Source organism: Anaerostipes sp. 992a (genome assembly GCF_001940245.1).
In the GTDB taxonomy this organism is placed as follows: domain Bacteria; phylum Bacillota; class Clostridia; order Lachnospirales; family Lachnospiraceae; genus Fimousia.
Genome location: NZ_MJIG01000004.1, coordinates 731059 through 754382 on the forward strand (window position 1 = coordinate 731059; position 23324 = coordinate 754382).

The following is a 23324-nucleotide window of genomic DNA, read 5'->3' on the forward strand; positions in this document are numbered from 1 at the left end:
TCCTTGAAATAGAAATATTGAAATTTGTCTATATGTTGATGTTTTGATAAGTCGTGCGGAAAAGTAAGTAAACTTACCTATCACAACACGACTTATTTTCAAATGCTGCACTTGTAATCATAAGCGCTTGTAGACAATCTATTGCATACTGCACGCCATTCTCTGAAATAGAGTAGTGCATCCATTTCCCCTCTTTGCGTCCTATCACTATACCAGAATCACAAAGTATTTTCATGTGGTGGGAAAGCGTTGGTTGCGTAATGTGCATATCATCTAATAGTACACAAGCACACTTCTCTCCTGTAAGCAATAGTTTCAAAATTTTAACACGGTTTTCATCACAAAATGCTTTGAAAATCGTTGGTATTTTTTTTTCATCAAGTTCCATAATCTCACCTCCTGTTGACGTGCTTCTATAAACTATTATATACACAAATTGAAATTTGTCAATATGTTTTTATCCGGCAATAATATGAATTATTTTGGCTAATAGTAGGTACTGTGTAAGCATATCCAAGCAAAGAAAGGAACAGTAAAATGTAGTTGGGTGAATTATTATGGCAAAAAGACCAGTACCTTTGTATGACTTTGCAGCTTTCGGGCAAGCCATAAAAGCAGCGCGGACAGGCAGAAATGAAAGCCGCAAGAAAGTAAGCGACGAAATGAACATTTCCCCTCGCTACCTTGCGAATATTGAAAACAAAGGGCAACAGCCAAGCCTGCAAATCTTTTATGAGCTTGTAACCCGTTATGACATATCCGTAGACCAATTCTTTTTCCCGGATAAGACAGCGGAAAAATCGACGCAAAGGCGGCAGCTCGACACGCTGCTTGACAGCATGAGCGATAAGGGCATACGGATTGTTACCGCAACAGCGAAAGAAATTGCAGAAGTCGAAAACGAAAACTGAATAGGCTTAGGAAGCGTTGTAATCTTTTTGAGATTGCAGCGTTTTTCTTTTGCGTAAGTTTGGCAAAACGGGGCTTTCCGTTGTAGTAGGGAATAAGGAAAAACTTTCATAGCAAGCATAGGAAGCGGGTACCCACTTCCGTATTTTCGCCCTCCTGCGCTGCGGCGCGTCGGTTGAAAATTGCTTGTTGGGAAGTGTCCCAAACCCTCGGAACGGAAAGGAGCGAAAGCATGGACGGGCGCAAAAGGACGGTACAAATCAAATTCAGAGTAACGGAAGCAGAACGGGATTTAATTCTTGAAAAAATGAAGCTCATACCCACCCGGAACATGGCGGCATATCTTAGGAAGATTGCCATTGACGGGTACATCATTCAAGTAGACCATAGCGACATTAAGGCAATGACAGCGGAAATACAGAAAATCGGTGTCAACGTCAATCAGATTGCAAAGCGTGTCAACGCGACGGGCAGCGTCTACCAAGAGGACATAGAGGAAATAAAGGGGGTGCTTGCGGAGATATGGCGGTTACAAAGATTAAGCCTGTTAAAAGCACGTTGAGCAAAGCCCTTGACTATATCCAAAATCCAGATAAGACGGACGGGAAAATGCTTGTGTCCTCTTTCGGCTGCGCCTATGAAACGGCAGACATTGAGTTTGAATATACCCTGTCGCAAGCTCTCCAAAAGGGCAACAATTTAGCCTTTCATTTGATACAGTCCTTTGAGCCGGGGGAAGTGGATTATGAAACCGCCCACAAAATCGGGCGGCAGCTTGCCGACGCAGTAACCAAAGGGCAGCATGAATATGTCTTGACGACGCACATTGACAAAGGACACGTTCATAACCACATTATTTTCTGCGCGGTCAATTTCGTAGACCACCACAAATACAATTCCAATAAGCGCAGCTATTACGGCATACGGAACATGAGCGACAAGCTGTGCCGGGAAAATGGATTGTCTGTTGTCGTTCCCGGCAAAGGGAGTAAGGGAAAGAGCTATGCAGAGTATCAGGCAGAGAAAACGGGAACCAGTTGGAAAGGCAAGCTGAAAATCGCCGTTGACGCACTCATTCCCCAAGTATCAAGTTTTGAGGAACTACTACAACGGCTGCAAGCAGCGGGCTATGAGATAAAACCGGGGAAATATGTATCGTGCCGCGCTCCGGGGCAGGAACGGTTTACCCGCCTTAAAACCCTCGGCGCAGATTATACAGAGGAAGCCATAAGGGAACGGATAAGCGGCAAACGCGCCCGCGCCGGGAAAGCTCCACGCGCAGATCGGGGCGGCGTCAGTCTGCTTATTGATATTGAGAACAGTATCAAAGCAGCGCAGAGCAAAGGTTATGAACAATGGGCGAAAATCCATAATCTGAAACAGGCAGCTAAGACCATGAATTTCTTGACGGAACATAAGATTGAACAGTATGCGGATTTAACGGCAAGGATAGCGGAAATCCAGACAGAGAGCGAACAGGCCGCAGACGCATTGAAGAACGTCGAAAAGCGTCTTACGGATATGGCGGTCTTTATCAAGAATATTTCCACCTACCAAAAGACAAAACCTGTTTATGACGCATACCGTAAGGCAAAGAATAAAGAGAAATACCGCGCCGCACATGAGCGCGATATTATCCTCCATGAAGCCGCTGCAAGGGCTATGAAAGCGGCGGGCGTTACCAAGTTCCCCAACCTCGCTGCGCTGCAATCAGAGTATGAAGCCCTCCAAGCGCAGAAAGAAGCCCTTTACGCCGACTATGGCAAGCTCAAAAAGCAAGTCCGGGAATACGACGTTATCAAGCAGAACATTGACAGTATTTTAAGACAGGACAGAGAGCCGGAACGGGGCAAGGAAACAGAGCGCGGATAAATTATGTTTTGCACAATCATAAGATATTTCTGATATTGATTTATTAGTTCATATAGTGTATACTGTGAGTACATACAAATAAGATTTAGAAAACGAATTGAGAGAGGTGGTAAACGATGATTAAAGTATTATATCCGTCATGTGATTTTATGCGCAAATCGAGTTGCCGCCACTTTCAGTTTTAGAGGCAAAGAATTAAAACCGTAAGTATAGCGCATAATCCAGAGAAATTATTATTGGATTATGCGCTTTATTTTTTGGGAACAAATTTATGGACAGTTAAAGAAAGGACGTATTACTATGAAAAAAATTATAAGTATTCTTTTGGCACTCTCTATGCTTTTCTCGTTAAATACAGTAGCTTTTGCAGCAGAAAGCGGTACAACAGATGAACTGCAAATTGTTGAAGAAAATGGAACAAGAACAGTTTCTCTTAATGATGGTGAATTGACATATATTGTTACATATGATACAGTAAACAATACAATTTGTGTTGCTCAAAAAGATAATAATACTGGTCTTGTTGAGTATGGCACTGTAGAATCTACGGAGATAACTGAAAATTCACTCGTAAGTGCTCGTTCAAAAATTCATCAAGATACTTTTTGTAATTACGAGTATGATATTTATACTGGAAGTCCAAATGAATGGAATTTAGAACGCCCTAAAGAAACTGGCTCTGGACAAAATTATTTTATGGTGTACGAAAATTCCTCGAATAGCAGTCAGTTAGATAGCTGGTTTAATGCTGTCAACTCATTAAATGACAAGGAATGGCAAGCAGTTTCAAGCTACGGTGTCGCTTTAGTCACAAGTGCCGCAGCAGGCTTTATTTCTGGTATGGCAGTTGCAAGTGGTGGAATTTTAACACCGGGAGCGATTACAGCAATCGTAGCAGCGACAGGCGCTACAGGTACAGCGGCAGTATTGCTTACCCAAGTTGGTACACAATGTAATGTTTGTTTAAGAGCATATTGGAATGTGTATAATGCTACAGATAATATGCATTTCTAAATACAGGAGGGAAATAATGAAGTACATGGTAAAAGGAATTGTTTGGATAGTACTTATTACCATTGGTTTGCTTTTGGGTCCACCATTGCTTATAGGATTTGTTTGGTGGAAAGTCCTTATTTTTGGTATTGCTTGTTATCTAATTGGACATGGCGCATATAAACTGTTTAGAGTGATTGACAAACACTATAATACTTAACTCCTATAACAACAAAAAGCCGGGACGCAGACAGTCGGTAAAGACTATCTGCGCCCCGGTTTTCTTATGGGTGCTGTTTTGAAATGTTACGCAATAGAACGCCATTTTAAGGGGAAAAGGTATCAAGTATCGCCTAAGTGGTTTTCACGCTCGGAAAACCATATAAATCCAGGCTGTTTTTGCCCTTACTGCGTAACAAGAGTACGCTTTTTTCTCATGCGCTCGGCTGCCTGTCTACGGGTAATGCGTTTCCGGCAGTCCGGGCAGTATTTGACGCTGTTCGACTTTGAAGCAAAGAACGCGCCGCACTCGGTACAACGCTTTTTATCCTCGGTCTTGAAAAGCTCCGCGTAGAGCAGCTTATCAATGGGAAGTACAGCAGTCAGAAACCATTTGCAAAGAAGCGAATAGGAAATAAGCTGCGGGCAGACACATTCCTCTCCGTCGTCAAGCAAAATGCAGTTTCCGCTATCGCAGTTGCAGCATTCCCGTTTTACAAGGCTGTTGACTTTCCGGCTTTGGGGCGGCGAAAGCCGCTTTAGCCCGGTCATACTTCATCAGCGGCGAAAATAGCAAGCTCCGCATACTCGTTTTCCGTCAGCCCGTCCACTTTGGAAAGGGTGCGCTTTGCCAATTCCCGCATATCTCCGTCCATATACGGCATGGCGGCGTTGATGTTTTCCATAACCTCACGCTTGCCGCCCTCGCTGTAAATGCTCATAAGGTTTGTTTCCTCAACGGTAAATCTATTCATGCTCATACCTCCATTTCATGATTTTTCGATTTTGCCGCCGCCTTTTTCGGGGTGGTCTTTGCTTTGTCTGCTTCAAGCTGCGCCCGAAGAGAGGGGCGGGGCTTCTTTATGCTCCTGTCCCTGTTCTCGTCTTTGCTTATCAGCGCATACACGCCATGCTTGCCCTCCATAGCGGAGAACGAAAGGCTCTTATACGGCAGCATGGAAAACAGGCGATCCATGTCCTTATCCGTTGCAAGCCGGAGAAAATACGGGGAAAGCTCTGCGGAAAAATGGCTTTTGTCCGGGCTGTTCGGCTTATCGAATTTCTTCATTTCCTCCACCACGCGGTGGGCTTCCGTTTCAATCCGGCAGTCATGCAACGCGGCGATATGCTCCTTGAAGTCCCCCGGCCTGTGCTGCTTGCGGCTGTGCTGCTGCTCCCGCAACAAGGCTTTCAGTGCTTCCAGGTCGTTGGGCTGTGCTTCAAAGCGTTCAAACTTCCCAAGCTGCGGGTCTGGGTTCCCGTCAAAATACTGTCCGGCGGGCTGTGAGCGTTCCCCATGCTCATAAATCAAAGTATAGTTGTCGGCGAGTATGGATTTTTCGGCTACATCCCGGAAATGCTGCGGGTAGTCAAGTTCATAGAGGTTGCCTTTGAGCTTTCCGCGCTCTGTGCCTGTCAGTTCCACCGCATAGGCAAGGATTTTGTCACGGGTCTGTTCGCCGTAGAATCTCCATGTATTGTGCTGCCTTGTGTCCTTTAGGAAAACGTCGCGTTCCCGGACGCAGCAAGTCCCGGACGGGCGGGAGAACCACAAGAGCCGTTTATCCTCGGCGACGGGTCTTGCCGCCGCTTCCAGTAAAATCCGTTTATCTATATCAAAGTCGCTCTGATAAAAAGCGGTGTTTTGCTTCATAATCGCTTCAAGGGAAGCGATAACGTCCACATCTTCAAATTTTTTCAATTTCTCCAATCGTTCAGCTCCTTTCCAAGTCCTGTGACTTCTGCTTTGCGGGTTTCTTCTGTGCCTTTTCCTTATCTGCCAGAAGCTGCGCCCGGATAGAGGGCTTCTTTTCCGGCTTTGCCTTGCCACGCTCCTTATCGGCTTTGACCGCGTTAGCCAGGTCAACAAGGGAAATAGTTTCTCCTGCTTTAACCTTTGCTTCCAGTTCGTCAACCGTCGGGGTGTTATTTATCTGTCCGTCAATCATGTTGTAATTCTGTTCTGTGGTCTGCTCGGCTGTTTTTAAGTAGTTTTCCGGCGGCTCTGCGGCAATGGCAAACGCCCGCGTTCCATTCCCCATGATGAAATATTTTCCGTCATCGGATTGATGATGAAAGCCATATCCGGCGGCTTCCATTTGTTCGTGGCTCATATCGGTTACATAGAAAGTACCTCGCGGCGTTTTGATTGTTTCGCCTGTTTCCAACTCGTCGGGGGTAAGCTGTTTTTGCTCCTGTAAAAACTCCGGCACATTCTTATAGCCGAAGCTGTCTACATAGTGGGCGGTGTCCTGTCCGTTCTGATGAAGCACTACCACGTCGGAAACGGAAAGGCTGTGTCCCTTAAAGTCTTTGGGGTGGTCGATATTGAATTTCTCCCAAATGCTTTCAAGGGTCATATCCGGCGTGAGGGGTGCGGTGTAGATAAGGTCATAGTTCGCCGCTTCCACACTAAGCCCCGCCGCCTGCAGGCGGTCGTAAGGCTCAAAGCGGAAGTCCCGCGTTTCGTCCCCACGCTTTAGCTGATAAATGGAAAAGGTGTCTTTGTCCGGCTCGGCGGCTTTTTCTGCTTCCTGTTCCGGCTGCTCCTGTCCGGCGGTCTGCTCCTTATCCTGCGCCTTTTGCAATTCTGCGATATTAGCGTCAATGGAATTGATAATCTCGGCGGCTGCGCTGCGGATCGTTTCAAGGGAGCTTTTCAGTTCGGCAAGCTCGCGCCCGCTGCTCCACCCGGCGACGTACCCAAAGGAATAGTCCGACGTGTCAAGCCCGTAGTGTTGGCAGACGGTATAAGCGACGCTTTCCGCTTCGACTTCGCGGGTGCGCCTGTCAACGCGGGGCTGCTCGTCCTTTGGGGCGTTAAGGTCAATGTCGTGCAGCTTTGCGTGTGCGATTTCGTGGATAGCGGTCTTTAAGGTTTGGAGCTGGCTCATGCCCTCGTCAATGGCTATGCGCTTGTTCTCCAAGTGGTAGTAGCCATGTGCGCCGCCCTCGATTTTCTCAAAGCCGATAGGAACGGGGGAAGTCTTTTCAAGGGCGGCGAAAAAATCCTTGTAGCGGTCAACGTCACCCGTCAGCTCGTCTACTGCAATGTCGGGCAGTTCGCGCCCCTCGGTCTGGGAAACGTCAAAGACAGATACCACCTTGTAGGCGGGTATCGTGATTTCCTTTTCCTCGGTGACGGGCTTCCCGTCTTTGCCGATAACGGGCTTTTGGGTATGCGGGTCGATTTTCTCCATTTCCTGTTTGATTTTGAACGGCGATGGGGCAATGATTTTGATACCCTTTTGTCCTTTCATCACGTTTCGCCCAAAGTTATTTTTCCAAGCGGAAAAGCCCGCCACAAGGGAAGCGTCCGGCTTCTGCATGGCGATAAGCAGCGTATTGTTGAAACTGTAATTATGAAACTTTGACATGACGCGCAGATATTCCTTGTATCGCTCGCTGTCGAACAGCTCCGCAATGCCCTGTTCCAGTCGGTCGGTTATCTCTTTCAATTTCTCGGCGGGCTTTTCAGAGGTAAGCACAATCGGGATAACCGGGCGCGGCTCCTGCGGCTGCTCTGTGGCCTGTACTGTTTTCACTCCCGGCGCGGCTGCGTCCATTTCCACTTTTGACGGGTCGGGTCTTTCCGGCTGCGGGGGCTGTGGCGTTATCCGGTATTCCTCCGGTACGTCGCGCCCGTCATACCATTCTGTAAAGGTGTTGCGGTTATTGTAGATATATCCCTGTTCGGTAAACATACCTCCGTCGTTAATGGAAGCGTCCCGCCCGTATTCCTCATACATAAAATACTTTTTTGCTTCTTCGGGCAATTCGGGTTCTTCCAGTTCATCAACCAGATAATGCCCGTATTCTTCTTCATTATGGACGGACGGATAGCCCCAGTAGCAGTCAAGGTTCTGTGCAAGGTTGATGATGTCCTGCAAGCTGTCCGTATGGTCGCCGTATTCAATGGCTGCAATAAATTTCTCCCGGTCGTCGTCAAACTGCATTTCCAAGAGCTTCCCTAAATAGTTCAGTTCGTCGGGGTGGGAATACTCGCTTAAATGTTCCGTCAAGCCGGGAACGGAAGATTGATATTCTGTGAAATGCCATTCCTCATAGTTCTTGAAGTCAATCCCGATACGGTCAAAGACTTCTTTCAGATGTTCGGCAGTCGTGGGGAATGTCACCCATTCGCCCGCGGGTCTGCCCTCGGTGTACTTCCCAAGATTGGAAAGATAGCCGCTTAAAATCGGTTCTGCCATTTGTTCGCTCCTTTCCTGTTCAATCATGCGGTGCATAAGCTCGTAATCTTCAATGCTCATACTCCCGTCAAATACATAAGGGTCAAATTCTTCCCCGTCCCGGTAGGGCTTTTCGGAAAAGGGAAGCCCGGCGGCATGAGCAGCAGCCCGCGCCTCATCAATAACCTCCGGGGGAAGCCTGTCGTCGTGCGCCCCGATAAAACCGTCAATATCGTTCCTGCTGTTTTCATAGTGATAGCGCACTCCGGCGGTCAGCTCGTCAAGGCTCACGTCCTCGCCCAACTGCCCGCAGTAGTAGCCGTTCAAGATAACGGCGGCGGGGTCAGCCGTTTTGATTTCCTCTAACCGGCTCCTGTCAAACGGGTCTAAGGTGCCGTCCACTTCAAGATGAAAATGCTCGGCGTTCCAAGAATGCCCCTCTTTCCAGAACGCCACCCATGCGATACCGTCCCTAAGTTCCTCTTGATATTCCTTTACGGTGTCGCGTAAACTTGCCATGTGTAAAACCTCCTTTCGCGTATGGCAGCGCGGACGCTGCGGTAATGGTTACATAGTCCTACTACGGTGCGCTCGCGCATTTTGCCAAAGATTTTTGAAGATTTTTAGAGGGTTTGGGAAACTTCCCAACAAGCAAAATCCCCGTCCGGCGCGTGAAGCGGCAGGACAGGGATTTATGGAAGTGGGTACCCGCTTCCTATGCTTGCTATTCAAGTTATTTCTTCTTCGGTAGCTCAATCTTATAGTTGACATACTTCCCGCCCGTATCGGCTAAAATAACCGTTCCGTCGTAGGTTTTACCTGTTTTGGGAGAGTACAGCCCTTTGACTTTCACTTTGCCGGATTTCAGAAGTGCGGCGGCAATCTTCGGGGAAAAGGCTACTTTCCTGTCCTCAAAAAAACGGTCATTTTTCCACATGACAAAAGCGCAGTTCCGGTTAGAGCAGTAGTAGTTTTTCTTGCCCTCATGGACGGGGGAACCGCAGCGGGGACATTTGCCGATTTCCGGCTTTTCCGTTTTGAAACGCTCCTTGTCGCTGTCGGAAAGGAATGGATAGGATTTCACAAGCTCCCGCGCCATAGCTTCAATGCCGGATAAAAATTCGTTGGGGTCGGCTGCTCCCTTTGCTATCTGCGTCAGATTGTTTTCCCATTCTGCGGTCAGCTTCGGGGAAGTAAGATTGTCCGGCAAAATGCACACAAGGTTATTCCCGTCTTTTGTGGGGATAAGCTGCTTTCCCTTGCGCTCTACAAAACCGCTGCTCACTAACTTTTCAATGACAGCGGCGCGGGTGGCGGGCGTTCCAAGCCCTTTGCGCTCTGCGTCCGGGTCGGTGTCCTCATTCCCGGCGCGTTCCATAGCCGAAAGCAAAGACGCTTCATTGTGGGGCTTCGGGGGCGTTGTGTCGTGTTCCGTTACCTTTGCTGCGGGATTATCAAAGCTCTGTCCCTCGGCAAGCTCCGGCAGCGTTCCGTCTGCGCTGTCCTCGTCGTCTGCTTCGGGCTTGTTTTTCAGCGTTGCCCGGTAGCGGCGTTCAAGGTCTTTCCAACCGCCCGCAAGCACCGTCTTTCCCCTCGCGGTAAAGTCGGCTCCGGCGCAGGAGAAAACCGCCGTAACCGTTTCAAAGATGTGCGGCGCGGCAGTAGCGAACAAAAGACGCGCCCCCGCAAGGGTAAGGATATTCTTTTCGCTTTCCGGCAGCGCGGCAAGGTCGGTCTTTGCAAGCTCCATAGTAGGAATGATTGCATGGTGGTCTGATACCTTTTTGCTGTTCAGCACCCTTGCAATCTCCGGCGAAAAGCTCATGCCCTCCATAAAGGGCAGCGTCCCGCATAACAGGGCGATAACCTTTGCCGCTGTTTCCTCCATGTCGTCGGTCAGATAGCTGCTGTCCGTCCTCGGATAAGTAAGCAGCTTCTTTTCATACAGGGCTTGCGCCAGGTCAAGTGTCTGCTTCGCGGTATAGCCGAAAATACGGTTTGCTTCCCGCTGCAAAGAGGTAAGGTCAAAGGGCTTCGGCGGGGCTGCGCTTTTCTTTTCCCTCACAAGGGAAGTGCAGACAGCCCGCGACGCTTCGCAGGCCGCTTTCAGTTCCTTTGCTTCCTCTGCGGCGCAGATCTTCCCGCTTGCGGCTTCTGCGCCGGATAAATCAAGCCGCACATGGTAATATTTTTCTTTCTTGAAAGTGCTGATAGCAGCGTCCCGGTCTACAAGCATTTTTAAGGTCGGTGTCTGGACGCGCCCTACGTTCAAGGTGCGGTTATACAGGCAGGAGAAAAGGCGGGTGGCGTTAATGCCGATAATCCAGTCAGCCTTTGCGCGGCAGAGGGCAGACGCAAAGAGCGCGTCATAGTCCCGCCCGTCCTTTAAGTTCTCAAAGCCCGCCTTGATTGCGCTTTCTTCCATTGAGGAAATCCACAAGCGGCGCATAGGCTTCTTGCACCCGGCGACTTCATAGACAAAACGGAAAATGAGTTCTCCCTCACGTCCCGCGTCGCAGGCGTTGACGACTTCGGAAATGTCGGTGCGGTGCATAAGCTCCTTTAGGATTTTGAATTGCTTTCCCTTATCTGCGGAAACGGTATACTGCCATTTCTGCGGCAAAATCGGCAAGCTGTCATAGCTCCACTTTTTGTACTGCTCCCCATAGGCGGCAGCGTCGGCAAGCTGTACCAAATGCCCGACGCACCATGAAATGAGGTAGCCGTTTCCCTCGATATATCCGTCCTGTTTCTTCTTTGCCCCAAGCGCGGCGGCGATAGTCTGCGCCACGCTCGGCTTTTCAGCGATAACTAAAATCAATTAAAGTTCCTCCTTTCCGCGTTCCGGCTCCGCGCCCTGTTTCTCCTGTACCTGTTTCAGACAGTAGCCCACACAAGGGGCTTGCCCTTTATAGGGGCAGGAAGCGCAGGCCGGGGATTTGAAAACAGGCGGCGTATTGTCGCGCCGCCCGCATGGTCGTTGTATCATCATCTTTTCAAAGGGATTGTCGGTAAACAGGGTCATGCGTCCTCGTCCTCCGTATCATCTTCGGAAGCGTCCCCGTCTGCGTCGTCCGGCTCCGGCTCGTCCTCGTCGTAGTCCTCAAAATCAAAGTCCTCAAGGTCGGTGCCGCCTTTGACGCTCTGCTTCGGTTTCATAAACTTAAAGTAATAGAACGCGCCCCCGCCGCCAAGAAGTGCCACGACAAGGAAAAGCACAAGCCCACCGGTATTGCTTTTTTCCTGCGACTGTTCGGTAGGTTCTTCCGGCTCCGGCTCGGCTTCTTTGCCGCTGCAAGCGGTCATGTTGGTAGAGCATACCGGGCAGGACGTATTGATTTTCCCGGTTTCGCATTTTTCCGTACAGGTGCAGACAGCGGGGGTCTGCGCTTCGCTGTTTTCCCCGTCCTCCAAGAGCGCGAAAAGGTCTGCGTCGTCCACTTGATTTAAGAAATGGACGGTGTTTTCGCCCTCGTCGTCCCGGTCAATGAGGATATAAAAATAGTTCCCGGCTTTGGTCGTAACTGTGATAAGCTGCTTATTGCCGCCGAAATCGTCAACAAGGGTCGCGTTCCCCTCCGGCGTAAGGGGTGCGGTTTCTTCGGGTTCCTCATAGATAACGCCGCTGTCGTTGGTCGCGTCAGCGGCGGGCTGCTCCGGCGTTTGTGCAAAAGCAGTAACGGAAAAGCCGCCCATGAGCATAAGGGCGGCGCAAAATGCAGTCAGCGTTCTAAGGATTTTCTTATTCATTCTCGGTGTCCTCCTGTTCTTCGTCATAGTCTGTGGTTTCTTCGGGAACGGCGGCAGCCATGCCGGGAATCCCGCCGCCGGACAGCATAGCGTTAAGCTCTGCGGGGGTTAAGCGCATGGAGCGCACAAGCTGTACGATTTCAAGGTTTTCCGCTTCAGTTTTCTGCGCTTCCAGTCCTTTCAGCTTGTTCTGATACTCTGTGATTTTCTCGCGGGTTTTCTGGATTTCCCGGTCGATACGTTCAATCTTACTCATTGCCATAATGTCAATACTCCTTTCATTTTTGCGGTTAGTTCCAGTTCATCAGCCCGTACCCTTTGATACAGGCATAGTCTAAGGGATAGCTTTTGATTTTGCAGGCGTCGCCGGAATTGCCCTCGACGGTATAGACGCGGCTTCCGTCTGTGCCGATAACAAGCCCTACATGGTCTGCACTTCCGTCTAAGTCCCAGTCGAAAAAGATAGCGTCGCCGGGTGCGATATTCTCATAGCCCCGCGCTCCCCATTGCCCGCGTGAAGTAAACCACGGAATACCCTGTGATTGACAGGCGGCAAAACGCGGCTCGGATAAGCCCATTTGCCCGTAGCACCACGACACAAAGCAGGCGCACCACTCCACGCGGCTGTTAAAGCCGTACCAGCTCCAATAGGGCTGCCCGCCCACGTTGCCGACTTGCCGCTTCGCTATATCTACAATCGCGGTATTTCCGGGGCGCGTCCCGTTTACAAACTGTACGCCGCTTAAATCCTCGGACGCGGAAACGTCGGGAGAACCGCCGCCGAAAATCAAGGGCTTGTTGCCGCTTGTTTCCAGATACACCTGGTACATTTCAAGCTGTTCTGCGGTCAAAAGCTCCGATACAAAGCTGTTAATCGGTCTGTTTGTCAGCTTGACATTGAGAATGTAATAGTTATAGGGTACTTCAACAGTATAGGTATCGCTGTGGCTGTTCCCGTCCTCGTCCGTCCATGTGTCGGTGCGGGTTTCGGTGCGGTAGCGCACTTCGATTTCTTCCGTCAGTGTCAAGGTGTACTGCTTATCAAAGACGCGGTTTAGCTCTGCCTGTGCGCTCTGGGGCGTGTAGTTCTGCAAAAGGGCGGTAAGGTAAGAAGCCAGTTCATGCGGGTTATGCCCGATATTGTCAAGGTCGTAGCGGTATTCATCATAGCCGGGATTGTCGCGCTCGATATTGTCAATCCGCTGCTGAAGCTCGGTTTCCTTTGCGGCGTAGTTGTTTTCCGTTGCCACAAGGTCGCTGTCCTCCGACGTGTAGGACGTCCCAAGAACGCCGTTCATCATGCCGGAAAACATAGCCCCGCAGGAAGAAAGTCCCGCTGATACCATGATGAATAAGAGCAGCGCGGCAACGGCGATACCAACGCCCGCCGGGTGCCGCCCCACAAAAGCAACCGCTTTCTTTGTTTCCTCGGCGGTTTTCTTCGCTGCCTTGCGGGTATTCTCGGCGGCTTTCTTTGCGGTAGCTGCGCCGCCCGTCTTTGCTGCCTTAGCATACTGCCGCTTGATTTGCTGCTTCTGCATGAAACGGGATAGGGGGTTACTTGTAAGCTGCGGGTTCTCATGCAGCGTCTTGTGGTACAGGTAATTGACGTTTGCTTTCTCCGCTGCTTTTTCAGCCTTTGCCGCCGCCCGGTAGGGTTTCAGCTTGTGGCTGCGGTAGCCCTCCCGGATTTTCCGCGTCCCGTACTTTGCGCCCTTCTCCGCTAATTCCTCGGATTTATGCGCTCCCTCCACGCCGGAATTATCCTTTTCAACGGAATGTATCTTGTTGTGGACGAAAATACCCGCTTCCTGCGCGGGGCGGGATAGCGGGTTAGGGTGGGCTTTGCCGCCATTTATCGGCTTTTCCTGCTCGGTAAAGCGTAAGCGGGTCTTTGCCTTTCCTGTGGCTTCGTCAAAGGTGCGTTCCCCTACAAGTTTCTTTTCTTTGGGGATAGCTGCCTTTGCCGCGTCCAGACGGTCGGCGGCTTTATCGGATTTTTTGATATACGTTTCAAGCTCCGGCGTATTTAATTCTTCCTCGGTAAACTGCAAGCGGGAAGATTTCTCTTTTACCGTAGCGTCGCGCTGTGCTTTCTGCGCTGCCTTTTTACTCGCTTTCCGGGTCTGGGCTGCGCTAACGCGCTCCATGACGCGCTCGGCGGTAGCGGTGTCCTGCCTGTGGGGAAGCTCTGGCGCAAGAGGAAGCGGGGAAGCGTCAGGAGAAACAGGGGGTAGCTCTGCCACGTTCTGCGCCGCCGCTTCCTGTGCGGCCTGCGGCGCGGGCTGCTCCTGCGGTTTTGAAAAATCCGCTTCCTGTTCCCGGCGGCTTACACGCTCGGCGGTTTCTTTGGTTTCGTTGACCTCGATAAGTCCGTCGCGGGTCATTTTCTGCGTGATTTTATCACGCGGCTTATATTGTTTTATGGCTGCACACCTCCAATCCGCGCCCTTGCAAGGGCGCAATACTCAATATTCAGTTCGATACCGATATAGTGTCGGTCAAGGCTTTTTGCGACTGCCGCCGTTGTGCCGCTGCCTAAAAAGGGGTCTATGACAACGCCGCCTTTCGGACAGCCAGCCTTGATACAGGTTTCCGCTAACTTCGGAGGATAGGCGGCGAAATGCCCGCCGCTGTATGGTACCGTGTTGATAAGCCACACGTCCCGCTTGTTCCGCATGGTCGGTATAAGTGCTTCGTCATAGTAGCCGCCGCTTCTTGTGCGGTTGATACCCTGTACTTTCCCTTGTCCGGGTACTTCATCAGCATACTTGTGCCCCGCGCCCCGCCCGGTGCGGTAACGCGCCGCTGTTGTGGCAGCGATAGGCTCCGCAATGGCGGCAGCGTCATAAAAATATTTCTTTGACTTTGTAAGCAAAAAGATATGTTCATAGCAGCGGCTCGGTCGGTCTTTGCAGCTTTCCGGCATAGGGTTTTCTTTCTGCCAGATAATATCACTCCGTAAATACCACCCGTCAGCGCGTAGGGCAAAGGCTAAAAGCCACGGAATACCGATTAAATCCTTTTGCTTGCAGCCGGGAGCGCGGGCATTTTTCGCAGTCTGCTGTCCGTTTCTGCCTTTCGGGTTCTTTGGGTCGGCATAGTAACCTTTGTTCCCGGTGCCGCAATAGGTGTCTGCGATATTCAGCCAAAAGGTACCGTCGGAACGCAAGACGCGCTTTAGCTCATGGAATACGGCAACAAGCCTTTCTATGTATTCCTCCGGCGTGTCCTCCCGCCCAATTTGTGCGTCAAGCCCGTAGTCCCTAAGTGCATAGTAGGGCGGGCTTGTTACGCAGCAATTCACGCTTTCGTCGGGCAGTTCCCTAAGAGCAAAGAGCGCGTCCCGGTTGATGATAATGTCCGTCTTTAATTCCTCTGTCATGCTTCGCCCACTTCCTCCGGCTTCGTCGTCATTACCCGGTAAAGCTCGGTATCTTTCGGGAAGCGGTCTACAAAGGGCAGTACCACGTTTCCGTAGAAGATAAGTCCCTCGCCCGCTTCGGTGTGGGTAACGTACTTCATCTGCTGCGGGGAAATGTTAAGCTGCTTTGCAAGGATAGCCCGGTCGCCTGCCGCTTGATTGAGCATGAGGACAAAATCAGAGTTTTCAAAGATATTTTCCACTTCGCGGCTGCTAAGTAAGTCTTTAACGTTCTGCGTAATGGCTGTGGGTATGCCGCCCCACTTTCTGAAACGCTTCCAAATCTCCACGCTGTAAGCGGCGGTCTGTTCCTCTTTCAGAAGCAAGTGAAATTCGTCCATATAGTAGCGTGTGGATTTCTTTTCTGCCCGGTTGACCGTTACCCTGTTCCATACCTGGTCCTGCACAATGAGCATACCCAACTTTTTAAGCTGCTTTCCAAGCTGTTTAATATCAAAGCAGACAAGGCGGTTTGAAAGCTCTACATTCGTCCTGTGGTTAAAGACGTTAAGGCTTCCCGATACATAAAGCTCCAACGCCGACGCGATCCGCGCCGCTTCCGGCTCCGGCTGCCGTAAAAGCTCGTCGTAGAGGTCGCCCAAAATCGGCATATTTGCCGGGTCGGGGTTTGCTAAAAACGGGCGGTACACGTTTCTTACAGCGCGGTCAATGACCGTCTTATCAATCGGCTGCAAGCCCTCCTTGCCGCCAATGACAAGCTCACACAAGGACAGGATAAAATCGGATTTCAGCGCAAGGGGGCTGTCGTCCTCGCTGTAATTCAAGTTAATGTCCATAGGGTTGACGTACTGGGGCTTTCCGTCAATGCCCTTGCCCGTAGGCGACAAACGGATAACTTGACCGTTCAGACGCTGCACAAGGGAGAAATACTCGGCTTCCGGGTCGCAGATGATAATATCGTCGTCCGTAATGAGGAAAGCATTTGTCATTTCCCGTTTCGCTGCAAAGGATTTCCCGCTTCCCGGCGTTCCCAAGATAAGCCCATTCGGATTTTTAAGCTGCTTGCGGTCGCAGAGTATCATGTTGTTTGAAAGAGCGTTCAGTCCGTAATAGAGGGCTGCGCCTGTCTGGAAAAGCTCCTGCGTGATAAAGGGGATAAAAATAGCGGTGCTGCTTGTCGTCAGCCCTCTTTGAATAGGGATAAGGTTTTCCCCAAGAGGGATAGAGGACATAAGCCCCGCTTCCTGCTGATAGTCAAGGCGCGTCAAAGCGCAGTTATATTTCTGTGCAATGCCCGCCGCTGCGAAAATGTCATTTTCCAGTTTCCGCTTCGTGTCCGCCATGTTTACCACAAGGAACGTAAGAAGAAACATACGCTCGTTTCGGCTCTGCAAATCCTGTAAGAGATTTTTCGCTTCGCTGCCGAAAGTGGCAAGGTCAGAGGGAATAATATCCATGTCATAGCCGCTGCGTACTGCTTTTTTCTGTTCCTCAATCTTCATCTTGTCAAGGTCTGTGATTTTCCGCTTGATAGTCTTGATTGCTTCGGTCTGGTCGATACTGCGGATATGCAGATTGACGATAACGCCCGTTTCCAAGTCCAGAATGTCGGCAAGCATACGGTCATTCAGTTCCGGCGCAAGGATTTCAAGGAATGATACCGCGCCTATTTTTCTACCCATGCGGAAATAGCGTCCCTCGCCAAAATGGAAAGAGGACGGGGCGATAAAGTCCTTTGTACTAAGCCCGGACGGGGCAAGCCATGAAAAATCAAAGGAAAACGGCTTGCCCTCCGGGTGGAATACGCCATGCAGCACGTTCAGCCGTTCATAGCCCGTCATAGGTCGGGCAGACGCGCCAAGTACCTTAAAATTGTTCAGCACGTCGGTTTCAATACGGGAAAGGCGGGCTTTTGCCGCCGCCGGATTGTCTGCTTCGATACTGAATGTGATGTACTTGTGCTTCACAAGCCCGTTGTTGCCTTTGGAAAGCTGATTTTTCAGCATATCCGAATACTCGGTGCGGATAGAGTTGAAAGCGTCGTCCTGCGCGGGAATATTGATAGCTTTCTCTGCCTGCTCCCGCTGCGTCCCTTGATTGATGAAAGAAAGCTGCACCGAAACGGAAGCGTCAAAGTAGTTGAGAAAATCGCACCAGTTTTCAAAAATGGCGGTCTTGTCGTCTGCCTGTGCAAGCTGATAGTTAATATCTTCAAAGGCAATGGATTTACTGTATTTCTTTTCCGATACCTTGCATATCCCGTCCGGGTACATGGTAAGGTAGGGGATTGTCTGCTGCGCGGTGTGGGCTTTCCCGTCGCCCTTTGCCTGCCGGATAACCTCGGCAATCTGCTTTTTCTCGGCGCGGGAGAGCTTGCGGGGCGGGTTAGCCCCGGCGTTTCTTTTTCCCGCTGCCTTTTTTGTAGGTTCCTTTTGCAATCTCTGATACCTCCTTTTCCAATTTTCTCTGCCGTTCCAATACGGCGTATAAATTCTGTGTCTGATAGGGTCGCTCTTTGGGGGCAATGAATTTTGTCTGTATGATGTGCTTTGCCACCACTTCAAGGGGCTGCTCGTGTTTCTCATACATGGCGAACAGGAAACAGGGCAGCATGACCGCAATCATTACCACCGACGCAAGGCTTGTGCCTGCGCTGTCTTTGAGCAAAAAGAAAAGCGGAAGTCCTAAGATAAGGGCAACCGCAAAACAAATGATTTGCCGTTTTGTAAGGTTGAAAGCAACCTTTGTTTTGACTTTGGATAAGTCTTTCGGTACGGGTACATACGCCAAGCGTAAACCTCCTTTCTGCGGGGAAAAGCCCCGCGGTCTTTTAATGTGCGTTGAATATGGATTTTGCCAGTGCGCCGGATTTGAACAGGGAGAAGCAGAGAATAACGGTGTAAGCTGCAAGGGAGAAAATCGCGCTGTGCAGGTTATCCGCTATAATCATGCTGTTTACCAAAACCGCATAAATGCCGACGCATACCATAATCAGAAAGCCTTGAAAACCGATAGCGAACAGGGCTTTTAGGTAGTTGTTTCCTATCTGTCCCCACTCTCGATTTGTCATTGTTGCAAACGGGATAGGCGATACCGAACAGTAAAGGTAAATTTCTATCATTCTGCCGTAGAGGATAACGGTTATCAATACGGACATGATTTTCATGCACAAGCTCACAAGGCTTGTTTCCATGACAAGTAAGAGCAGTTCGGGGATTTCCATTGCTTCAAGCCCGTCCTGCATGGAGCCAAGGGCGGCGGCAACGTCTATATTCGTGTTGCCGCCGATTACCCCCGACGCGCCGGAAACAACGTGTTGCGCCATATCGAACACCGCCATAGTAATATCAAAGGTGTGCGTAACAAGATAGACTGCGACAAACGCCTTGAATATCCACTTGAAAAACATGAACGTGTCAATATCGTGCATATTGTTCTTTTCCGTTACCATGCTGATTAGCTCGTAGCATAGGACATAGGTAATGACAAGCCCCGCAATCGGGACAATCACGTTTTCCGATAACGTCCTTATCATGGAAAATACGTTTGCGTTCCACGCTTGCGGGGTCCTGCCTACCTCTGCGGCGATAGTGCCGACTTTTTCGTTTACGTCCCCGAACATAGATGACAGATTACCGTTTATGGCTCCGATAAGGATTTCCTTTATCCATTCGTTAATCGCGTCAAGTATGCTCTGCATAAGCCTTTACCCGCTTATCTTAACCGAACAGCCCGGAAAGCAGCGGTACAAGGGTCATGCCGATAAGGGCAACGCCGCCGCCCGCCATGAGCTGTGTTATCCCCAATTAGTAGGAACAATACAGCTTTCTGGCGGGCGGCGGCACGTCAAGAAATATATATGGAGTTTTTAAAGAACCTCCCCGGAGCGGGGAGCGGTCAGCCTGTGACCTGCTCCACTTCCGGTATGGGTTTGAGATTAAAATGAATTTCGATAGAAATGTGTCTTGTCTTATCGCTGCCTATGGTTTCATGGACAACGATTTCTTTAATCAGGCGGTTTAAGGTGGAAGCGTCCAGTTCGGTGATGTCCCGGTATTCCTGTATGGATTCCACCCACTGCCTTGCGTCCACGGCAAGCCGGATTTCATCGGCAAGGTGCTTCCTGCCTTTCTCGACTTTTGCCTTTAATTCCGCCTGTTCCTTCTGCGTCTTTTCCAGCAGGAGATTGAAGTTTGCGTCTGTGATTCGTCCGGCAACCATGTCCTCATAGAGCCGCAGCACCATCTTTTCCAACACTTCAATCCGTTCCTCGTCTTTGGCAAGGGTGCGCTCCATCGCTTCCCTCTGGCCTTTCTGCTCGGCTTCGCAGGTGTCGGTCAGCCGCCCGGCCACCGCTTCACTGTCGGTCAGGGCAGCGGCGGCGCACTCCCGGATTTTATTCAGCACAAGGGCATAGAGCGTGTCATAATCAATCCGGTGCTGGGTGCAGTGCTGTTTCCCAAAGGCATTGTAAGTCTTGCAGGAATAAATCCTCTGGGGGTGCTTGGCATTGGTGTAGCGGACAGTCAGGGACTTTCCGCACTCACCACATTTGAGAAGTCCGGCAAACAGGCTCGGCTCCCCGGACTGCCCCGGCCGCTGGCGGGATTTCAGCTTCTCCTGCACGATGGCAAAACTCTTTTTGTCCACCAGCGGCTCATGCGTCCCTTCCACCACAATCCAGTCCTCCGGCTTCTTGTCCCGGATAGTGCCGATTTTAAAGCGGTACTCGGTCTTTTGGGAAGCGATTGCGCCGGTGTAGACGGGGTTCATCAGGATTTCCTTAATCACTGTAAAATCCCAGATGTACCGCCCATTCTCCGGGTCTTTCTTCTCCCATTTGGTGCGGATGTTCCTGTGCCCACGCTGCCGGTTCCACCATGTGGGGCAGGGGTGCTTTTCTTCCTCCAGCCTGCGCCGGATGTAGTTGGGGCCGTGCCCGTCCAGCGCATACCCGAAAATCAGCCGGACAACCGGGGCGGTTTCCTCGTCTACCAGCAGGCGGTTCCTGTCCTCCGGGTCTTTTTTGTAGCCGAAGGGGGCAAGGCAGCCGGTGAACTGGCCTTTCTGGGCTTTCAGCACATAGGAAGAATGGACTTTCTTGGAAATATCCTTGCTGTACATCTCATTCAGGATATTTTTGAAGGGCGCAATGTCGTTGTTGTCCCGCATGGTGTCGATACCGTCATTCATGGCGATATAGCGCACGCCGTTCCTTGGGAAGAAGTCCTCGATAAGCTGCCCGGTCTGCAAGTAGTTCCGCCCTAACCTTGATAAATCTTTCGTAATGACAAGGTTTATCTGCTTCCGCTCAATGGCCTTCAACATCCGTTTCAGGTCGGGGCGTTCCATGTTCAAGCCGGTGAAGCCGTCGTCCTGATAGACTGCCGCAACCTCCCATCCCTGCTTTTCACAGAACTTTTCCAGCATATCCCGCTGGTTTGCGATGCTGGCACTCTCGCCCTGAAGGTCATCGTCTTTCGAGAGCCTGCAATAGATAGCTGCCCGGAATCCCCCGGCAAGCGCCGTGCCAATCACGTCATAATCTAATCCGTTCATCATAACCGTTTACCCACACAATCCAGACGGAACACGGTCACTTTGAACCTCGTCTTTATTATATCTCATTTCTTGCGTTTTAGCAAGATATTCTTTATCTGTTTTTCTGGTGTGTTTCTGTGCGATAAGGCTCACGAAAACGTCCGTAGCGTCCAGTTCGCCGTCAAATACTGTGGTGACATGAATCTCTGTTTTATTTTTCGCCATAGGCAGTTGTCCTCCATACATGAAATAAGCCAGACAGGGGATAGCGGCAACGAAGTCCGGCAACGGGCTTCAAAAAACCTTGGAGCTAATCCTTGTCTGGCAGTTGGGTTATTTTATACTTTTTCTTTTATTTTTCTGTTGCTTTGGTTGTTAAAGGGGAGAAAAGCCCGCAGTTACGGGATTTTTCCCGGCAACCGGGTCGGCAACGGGATAGCAACGGAGTGTGCAACGGGCTGTCCCTGCCCGGATTTTTTCAGAATGGAAGCTCCATCTGTTCCGGCACCGGCGTAAATCCTTCCGGGATTTTTTCCGTCCCGTTGCCGCTGTCCGTTGCCGGTTCTGTCCGTGCGTTTTCCCGTTCCCATCCTTTCTGCCTGCCGTACCCGGCAAACATCCGGGGGTTGGAGAAATAATTCCAGCCAGTGATGCACTGGTTCATTATCTCGTTGATTTCCCGTATCTCCCATTGTTTCGGCTCGTCAAAGTCATGGTTCAGGGCTTCTTTGTAAAGCTGTTTGGAGCAGACGGTATCGCCGGGGTAGCTGTCAAGGAAAGCCTGTATCATACCGGCCTTGGTGTCCTCCGGCATGAAGTCCCGCTGGTGTTCCTTTAAATGGCGCACCATTTCCGGGCTGAATGTCAGCTTCCACCTGCCGCTCCTGTAAATCTCCATCGCTTCCGCCCATACCTGATTCAGATAGGCTCTGGAAGCGGCTTCGTCCTCTAAAATGTGTGTTTCCGCCTGTTCCGGGCATACCTGTATAGGAATGAAGCGGCGGTTTCCTGAACGGTCAAGGGGCAGGAAGTCAAGGGCATTGGATGTCCCGCCGAACACGCACTGCCTTGGACGGTCTGCCGGGTGGGTTTCATAGGGTATCTTGTAGACTTCCTTCTGGCGGCTCAAAAATGACTTGATTTCCTCTATGCTCCTGGCGTTTGCGGTGGCAATCATCTCCGACATCTCGATTATCCAGTGGCCTTGGAGTTTGCGGTATACGTTGTCATCGTCCAGCTTCCGCAGGTCATCGGAGAACCACTCGTCTTTGACTGCCAGCAGGCGGAAGAAGGTGGACTTCCCGGCTCCCTGCCCGCCCACCAGACAGAGCATGACTTCAAACTTGCAGCCGGGGGAAAATGCCCGGTGGATGGCTCCCAACAAAAACAGGCGCAGGGATTGGAAAGTATACTCGTCCTCACCGACTCCCAGAAAGTGACGCAGGCAGGAGCGTATCCGTTCGGTTCCGTCCCATGTCAGGCCGTTTAAATAATCCCGGACAGGGTGGTAGCTGTTCTCATCGGCGGCAAGGGCGGCGGCGTCCTGTATCTTTTTCTCGCTTGTCAGGCCATAGGTCTTTTCCAGATACAGCCGGATATATTTCATGTCCGTGTCGGTCATGGGGCTTCCGGCAGTTCTTTTGTAGCCGATTGGCTTTAAAATATCGGTGCGGTCGGTCAGCAGGTTGTAGGCAACCGCCCCGGAAAGGAGCGGGTCGCACTGGAACACGGTCAGGCAGTTGCTCATGCTGTTGCGGAAGCCGCCTTTTTCGGTGGTTTCCAGCATGGCCTTCACTTCCTCAACGCTCCGGGGCGGCTCTGCGCTGTCTGCCATGTTCGCTGTTTCCTGCCGTATCTGGGGCGGTAAATTCTGCCATCCGTCTTTCAAGGTTCCTCACTTCCTTTCCGTGTCCTGTGATAAGGGCTGCCCGCTCCTGAATGTCCCCGGAGAGAAGCACGTCCATCAGGTATTCCACCCGGCTCATGTTCTGCAGGGCTTCCACAAACCGGGGGTTCCACGCTTCATCCGGCTGGCGTGGGGCGTATTCCTCCTTCCAGCGGCGCAGGAGATGGTAATAGTCGGACAGCACCCGGAAGCAGTGCCGCTCCATGTGCCTGAATTTCTGTTCCTCCGTTTCTTTTCGCAAGCGTGGCCTTATGGGCTGCTTTTTGCCGTTCCTCCCATCCTCATAAGGGATAGAGAAGTCCTGTGCCAGCATAAGGGCGGCTTCTTTGCTGCTGATACCATGGAGCCGGGAAACAAAATCTATCACGTCCCCGGTGGCTCCGCAGCCGAAACAGTAAAAGCGGCGGTCAACCTTCATGCTTGGGTTCTTATCGTTGTGGAACGGGCAGACGCACATCCCGTTCCGGTTTACTTTGATTCCATAACGCTCCGCAGCCTGCCTTGTGGTGACGGACTGCTTCACGGCTTCAAATACGTTCAATAGGCGTTCCCTCCTGAT

At 50.8% G+C, this 23324-nt stretch carries 23 protein-coding genes and 1 pseudogene; 5 read left to right on the forward strand and 19 right to left on the reverse strand.

From position 1 onward, the window contains the following. Positions 1 to 73 precede the first annotated feature (73 nt). Positions 74 to 388, reverse strand: coding sequence for an ArsR/SmtB family transcription factor (locus BHF69_RS07875; RefSeq protein ID WP_070470194.1), 315 nt, complete (start codon positions 386 to 388; stop codon positions 74 to 76). 169 nt (positions 389 to 557) lie between these two features. Here BHF69_RS07875 and BHF69_RS07880 point away from each other — a divergent pair, with 169 nt between their 5' ends. From BHF69_RS07880 to BHF69_RS07900, 5 genes are all read left to right on the forward strand, one after another. Further along, a complete protein-coding gene (locus BHF69_RS07880) occupies positions 558 to 911 on the forward strand; it encodes a helix-turn-helix transcriptional regulator (protein ID WP_070470197.1) in 354 nt (117 codons plus the stop codon). Between the two features lie 230 nt (positions 912 to 1141). Further along, positions 1142 to 1471, forward strand: a complete 330-nt coding sequence (locus BHF69_RS07885) for a plasmid mobilization protein (protein WP_033120022.1) — start codon at positions 1142 to 1144, stop codon at positions 1469 to 1471. Beyond that, complete coding sequence (locus BHF69_RS07890) at positions 1432 to 2781, forward strand: relaxase/mobilization nuclease domain-containing protein (RefSeq protein WP_070470199.1); 1350 nt, start codon at positions 1432 to 1434, stop codon at positions 2779 to 2781. Before BHF69_RS07885 ends, BHF69_RS07890 begins: the two co-directional genes overlap by 40 nt. A gap of 300 nt (positions 2782 to 3081) precedes the next feature. Further along, positions 3082 to 3795 (forward strand): geobacillin-26 family protein, encoded by a 714-nt coding sequence (locus BHF69_RS07895; protein WP_070470201.1) that lies wholly within the window; start codon positions 3082 to 3084, stop codon positions 3793 to 3795. A 16-nt stretch (positions 3796 to 3811) separates the two neighbouring features. Continuing rightward, positions 3812 to 3994 (forward strand): hypothetical protein, encoded by a 183-nt coding sequence (locus BHF69_RS07900; RefSeq protein WP_033120024.1) that lies wholly within the window; start codon positions 3812 to 3814, stop codon positions 3992 to 3994. Between the two features lie 185 nt (positions 3995 to 4179). On the opposite strand, the gene BHF69_RS07905 is transcribed toward BHF69_RS07900, so the two are convergent. From BHF69_RS07905 to BHF69_RS07995, 18 genes and pseudogenes are all read right to left on the reverse strand, one after another. Continuing rightward, on the reverse strand, positions 4180 to 4545 hold the full coding sequence (locus tag BHF69_RS07905) for a cysteine-rich VLP domain-containing protein (RefSeq protein WP_033120025.1): 366 nt from the start codon (positions 4543 to 4545) through the stop codon (positions 4180 to 4182). Next, the gene (locus BHF69_RS07910) at positions 4542 to 4754 is read right to left on the reverse strand and encodes a transposon-transfer assisting family protein (RefSeq protein WP_441034660.1); all 213 of its coding nucleotides are present in this window, start codon (positions 4752 to 4754) and stop codon (positions 4542 to 4544) included. The genes BHF69_RS07905 and BHF69_RS07910 overlap by 4 nt, the downstream gene beginning before the upstream one ends. After that, on the reverse strand, positions 4751 to 5647 hold the full coding sequence (locus BHF69_RS07915) for a hypothetical protein (RefSeq protein WP_414600698.1): 897 nt from the start codon (positions 5645 to 5647) through the stop codon (positions 4751 to 4753). Before BHF69_RS07915 ends, BHF69_RS07910 begins: the two co-directional genes overlap by 4 nt. 61 nt (positions 5648 to 5708) lie before the next feature. Beyond that, positions 5709 to 8702 (reverse strand): antirestriction protein ArdA, encoded by a 2994-nt coding sequence (locus tag BHF69_RS07920; protein WP_070470211.1) that lies wholly within the window; start codon positions 8700 to 8702, stop codon positions 5709 to 5711. Positions 8703 to 8916: 214 nt separating this feature from the next. Further along, positions 8917 to 11004, reverse strand: a complete 2088-nt coding sequence (locus BHF69_RS07925) for a DNA topoisomerase 3 (protein ID WP_070470214.1) — start codon at positions 11002 to 11004, stop codon at positions 8917 to 8919. Then, positions 11005 to 11208: a hypothetical protein gene (locus tag BHF69_RS07930; protein ID WP_070470217.1), complete on the reverse strand. Its 204-nt coding sequence runs from the start codon at positions 11206 to 11208 to the stop codon at positions 11005 to 11007. After that, entirely contained in the window at positions 11205 to 11933 is a 729-nt protein-coding gene (locus BHF69_RS07935; protein ID WP_070470222.1) for a DUF4366 domain-containing protein, read from the reverse strand. The genes BHF69_RS07930 and BHF69_RS07935 overlap by 4 nt, the downstream gene beginning before the upstream one ends. Next, a complete protein-coding gene (locus BHF69_RS07940) occupies positions 11926 to 12195 on the reverse strand; it encodes a DUF4315 family protein (protein ID WP_070470223.1) in 270 nt (89 codons plus the stop codon). Before BHF69_RS07940 ends, BHF69_RS07935 begins: the two co-directional genes overlap by 8 nt. Before the next feature lie 28 nt (positions 12196 to 12223). Then, a complete protein-coding gene (locus tag BHF69_RS07945) occupies positions 12224 to 14320 on the reverse strand; it encodes a CD1108 family mobile element protein (RefSeq protein WP_075670481.1) in 2097 nt (698 codons plus the stop codon). Between the two features lie 35 nt (positions 14321 to 14355). Further along, positions 14356 to 15318 carry a DNA-methyltransferase gene (locus tag BHF69_RS07950; protein ID WP_070470229.1) on the reverse strand — a complete coding sequence of 321 codons (963 nt, stop codon included), beginning with the start codon at positions 15316 to 15318 and terminating at the stop codon, positions 14356 to 14358. Further along, complete coding sequence (locus BHF69_RS07955) at positions 15315 to 17756, reverse strand: VirB4-like conjugal transfer ATPase, CD1110 family (protein WP_075670483.1); 2442 nt, start codon at positions 17754 to 17756, stop codon at positions 15315 to 15317. The genes BHF69_RS07950 and BHF69_RS07955 overlap by 4 nt, the downstream gene beginning before the upstream one ends. Continuing rightward, a complete protein-coding gene (locus BHF69_RS07960) occupies positions 17704 to 18108 on the reverse strand; it encodes a PrgI family protein (protein ID WP_070470232.1) in 405 nt (134 codons plus the stop codon). The genes BHF69_RS07955 and BHF69_RS07960 overlap by 53 nt, the downstream gene beginning before the upstream one ends. Before the next feature lie 40 nt (positions 18109 to 18148). Then, the gene (locus BHF69_RS07965) at positions 18149 to 19018 is read right to left on the reverse strand and encodes a VirB6/TrbL-like conjugal transfer protein, CD1112 family (protein ID WP_070470234.1); all 870 of its coding nucleotides are present in this window, start codon (positions 19016 to 19018) and stop codon (positions 18149 to 18151) included. Positions 19019 to 19037: 19 nt separating this feature from the next. After that, a pseudogene (locus tag BHF69_RS07970) lies at positions 19038 to 19121 on the reverse strand (Maff2 family mobile element protein); the annotation flags it as partial. 94 nt (positions 19122 to 19215) lie between these two features. Further along, positions 19216 to 20880 carry a recombinase family protein gene (locus BHF69_RS07975; protein ID WP_044478882.1) on the reverse strand — a complete coding sequence of 555 codons (1665 nt, stop codon included), beginning with the start codon at positions 20878 to 20880 and terminating at the stop codon, positions 19216 to 19218. Positions 20881 to 20886: 6 nt separating this feature from the next. Then, positions 20887 to 21084: a hypothetical protein gene (locus BHF69_RS07980; RefSeq protein ID WP_070470237.1), complete on the reverse strand. Its 198-nt coding sequence runs from the start codon at positions 21082 to 21084 to the stop codon at positions 20887 to 20889. A gap of 253 nt (positions 21085 to 21337) precedes the next feature. Next, the gene (locus BHF69_RS07990; protein ID WP_075670485.1) at positions 21338 to 22693 is read right to left on the reverse strand and encodes a virulence-associated E family protein; all 1356 of its coding nucleotides are present in this window, start codon (positions 22691 to 22693) and stop codon (positions 21338 to 21340) included. Next, positions 22659 to 23306 carry a CHC2 zinc finger domain-containing protein gene (locus BHF69_RS07995; RefSeq protein ID WP_044478888.1) on the reverse strand — a complete coding sequence of 216 codons (648 nt, stop codon included), beginning with the start codon at positions 23304 to 23306 and terminating at the stop codon, positions 22659 to 22661. The genes BHF69_RS07990 and BHF69_RS07995 overlap by 35 nt, the downstream gene beginning before the upstream one ends. Between the last annotated feature and the right edge of the window lie 18 nt (positions 23307 to 23324).

Excerpts from the sequence above, each read along its gene's own strand:
- BHF69_RS07875 (WP_070470194.1), bottom strand. The coding sequence starts at position 388 with ATGGAACTTGATGAAAAAAAAATACCAACGATTTTCAAAGCATTTTGT.
- BHF69_RS07880 (WP_070470197.1), top strand. The coding sequence starts at position 558 with ATGGCAAAAAGACCAGTACCTTTGTATGACTTTGCAGCTTTCGGGCAA.
- BHF69_RS07885 (WP_033120022.1), top strand. The coding sequence starts at position 1,142 with ATGGACGGGCGCAAAAGGACGGTACAAATCAAATTCAGAGTAACGGAA.
- BHF69_RS07890 (WP_070470199.1), top strand. The coding sequence starts at position 1,432 with ATGGCGGTTACAAAGATTAAGCCTGTTAAAAGCACGTTGAGCAAAGCC.
- BHF69_RS07895 (WP_070470201.1), top strand. The coding sequence starts at position 3,082 with ATGAAAAAAATTATAAGTATTCTTTTGGCACTCTCTATGCTTTTCTCG.
- BHF69_RS07900 (WP_033120024.1), top strand. The coding sequence starts at position 3,812 with ATGAAGTACATGGTAAAAGGAATTGTTTGGATAGTACTTATTACCATT.
- BHF69_RS07905 (WP_033120025.1), bottom strand. The coding sequence starts at position 4,545 with ATGACCGGGCTAAAGCGGCTTTCGCCGCCCCAAAGCCGGAAAGTCAAC.
- BHF69_RS07910 (WP_441034660.1), bottom strand. The coding sequence starts at position 4,754 with ATGAGCATGAATAGATTTACCGTTGAGGAAACAAACCTTATGAGCATT.
- BHF69_RS07915 (WP_414600698.1), bottom strand. The coding sequence starts at position 5,647 with ATGAAGCAAAACACCGCTTTTTATCAGAGCGACTTTGATATAGATAAA.
- BHF69_RS07920 (WP_070470211.1), bottom strand. The coding sequence starts at position 8,702 with ATGGCAAGTTTACGCGACACCGTAAAGGAATATCAAGAGGAACTTAGG.
- BHF69_RS07930 (WP_070470217.1), bottom strand. The coding sequence starts at position 11,208 with ATGACCCTGTTTACCGACAATCCCTTTGAAAAGATGATGATACAACGA.
- BHF69_RS07935 (WP_070470222.1), bottom strand. The coding sequence starts at position 11,933 with ATGAATAAGAAAATCCTTAGAACGCTGACTGCATTTTGCGCCGCCCTT.
- BHF69_RS07940 (WP_070470223.1), bottom strand. The coding sequence starts at position 12,195 with ATGGCAATGAGTAAGATTGAACGTATCGACCGGGAAATCCAGAAAACC.
- BHF69_RS07945 (WP_075670481.1), bottom strand. The coding sequence starts at position 14,320 with ATGACCCGCGACGGACTTATCGAGGTCAACGAAACCAAAGAAACCGCC.
- BHF69_RS07950 (WP_070470229.1), bottom strand. The coding sequence starts at position 15,318 with ATGACAGAGGAATTAAAGACGGACATTATCATCAACCGGGACGCGCTC.
- BHF69_RS07965 (WP_070470234.1), bottom strand. The coding sequence starts at position 19,018 with ATGCAGAGCATACTTGACGCGATTAACGAATGGATAAAGGAAATCCTT.
- BHF69_RS07975 (WP_044478882.1), bottom strand. The coding sequence starts at position 20,880 with ATGATGAACGGATTAGATTATGACGTGATTGGCACGGCGCTTGCCGGG.
- BHF69_RS07980 (WP_070470237.1), bottom strand. The coding sequence starts at position 21,084 with ATGGCGAAAAATAAAACAGAGATTCATGTCACCACAGTATTTGACGGC.
- BHF69_RS07990 (WP_075670485.1), bottom strand. The coding sequence starts at position 22,693 with ATGGCAGACAGCGCAGAGCCGCCCCGGAGCGTTGAGGAAGTGAAGGCC.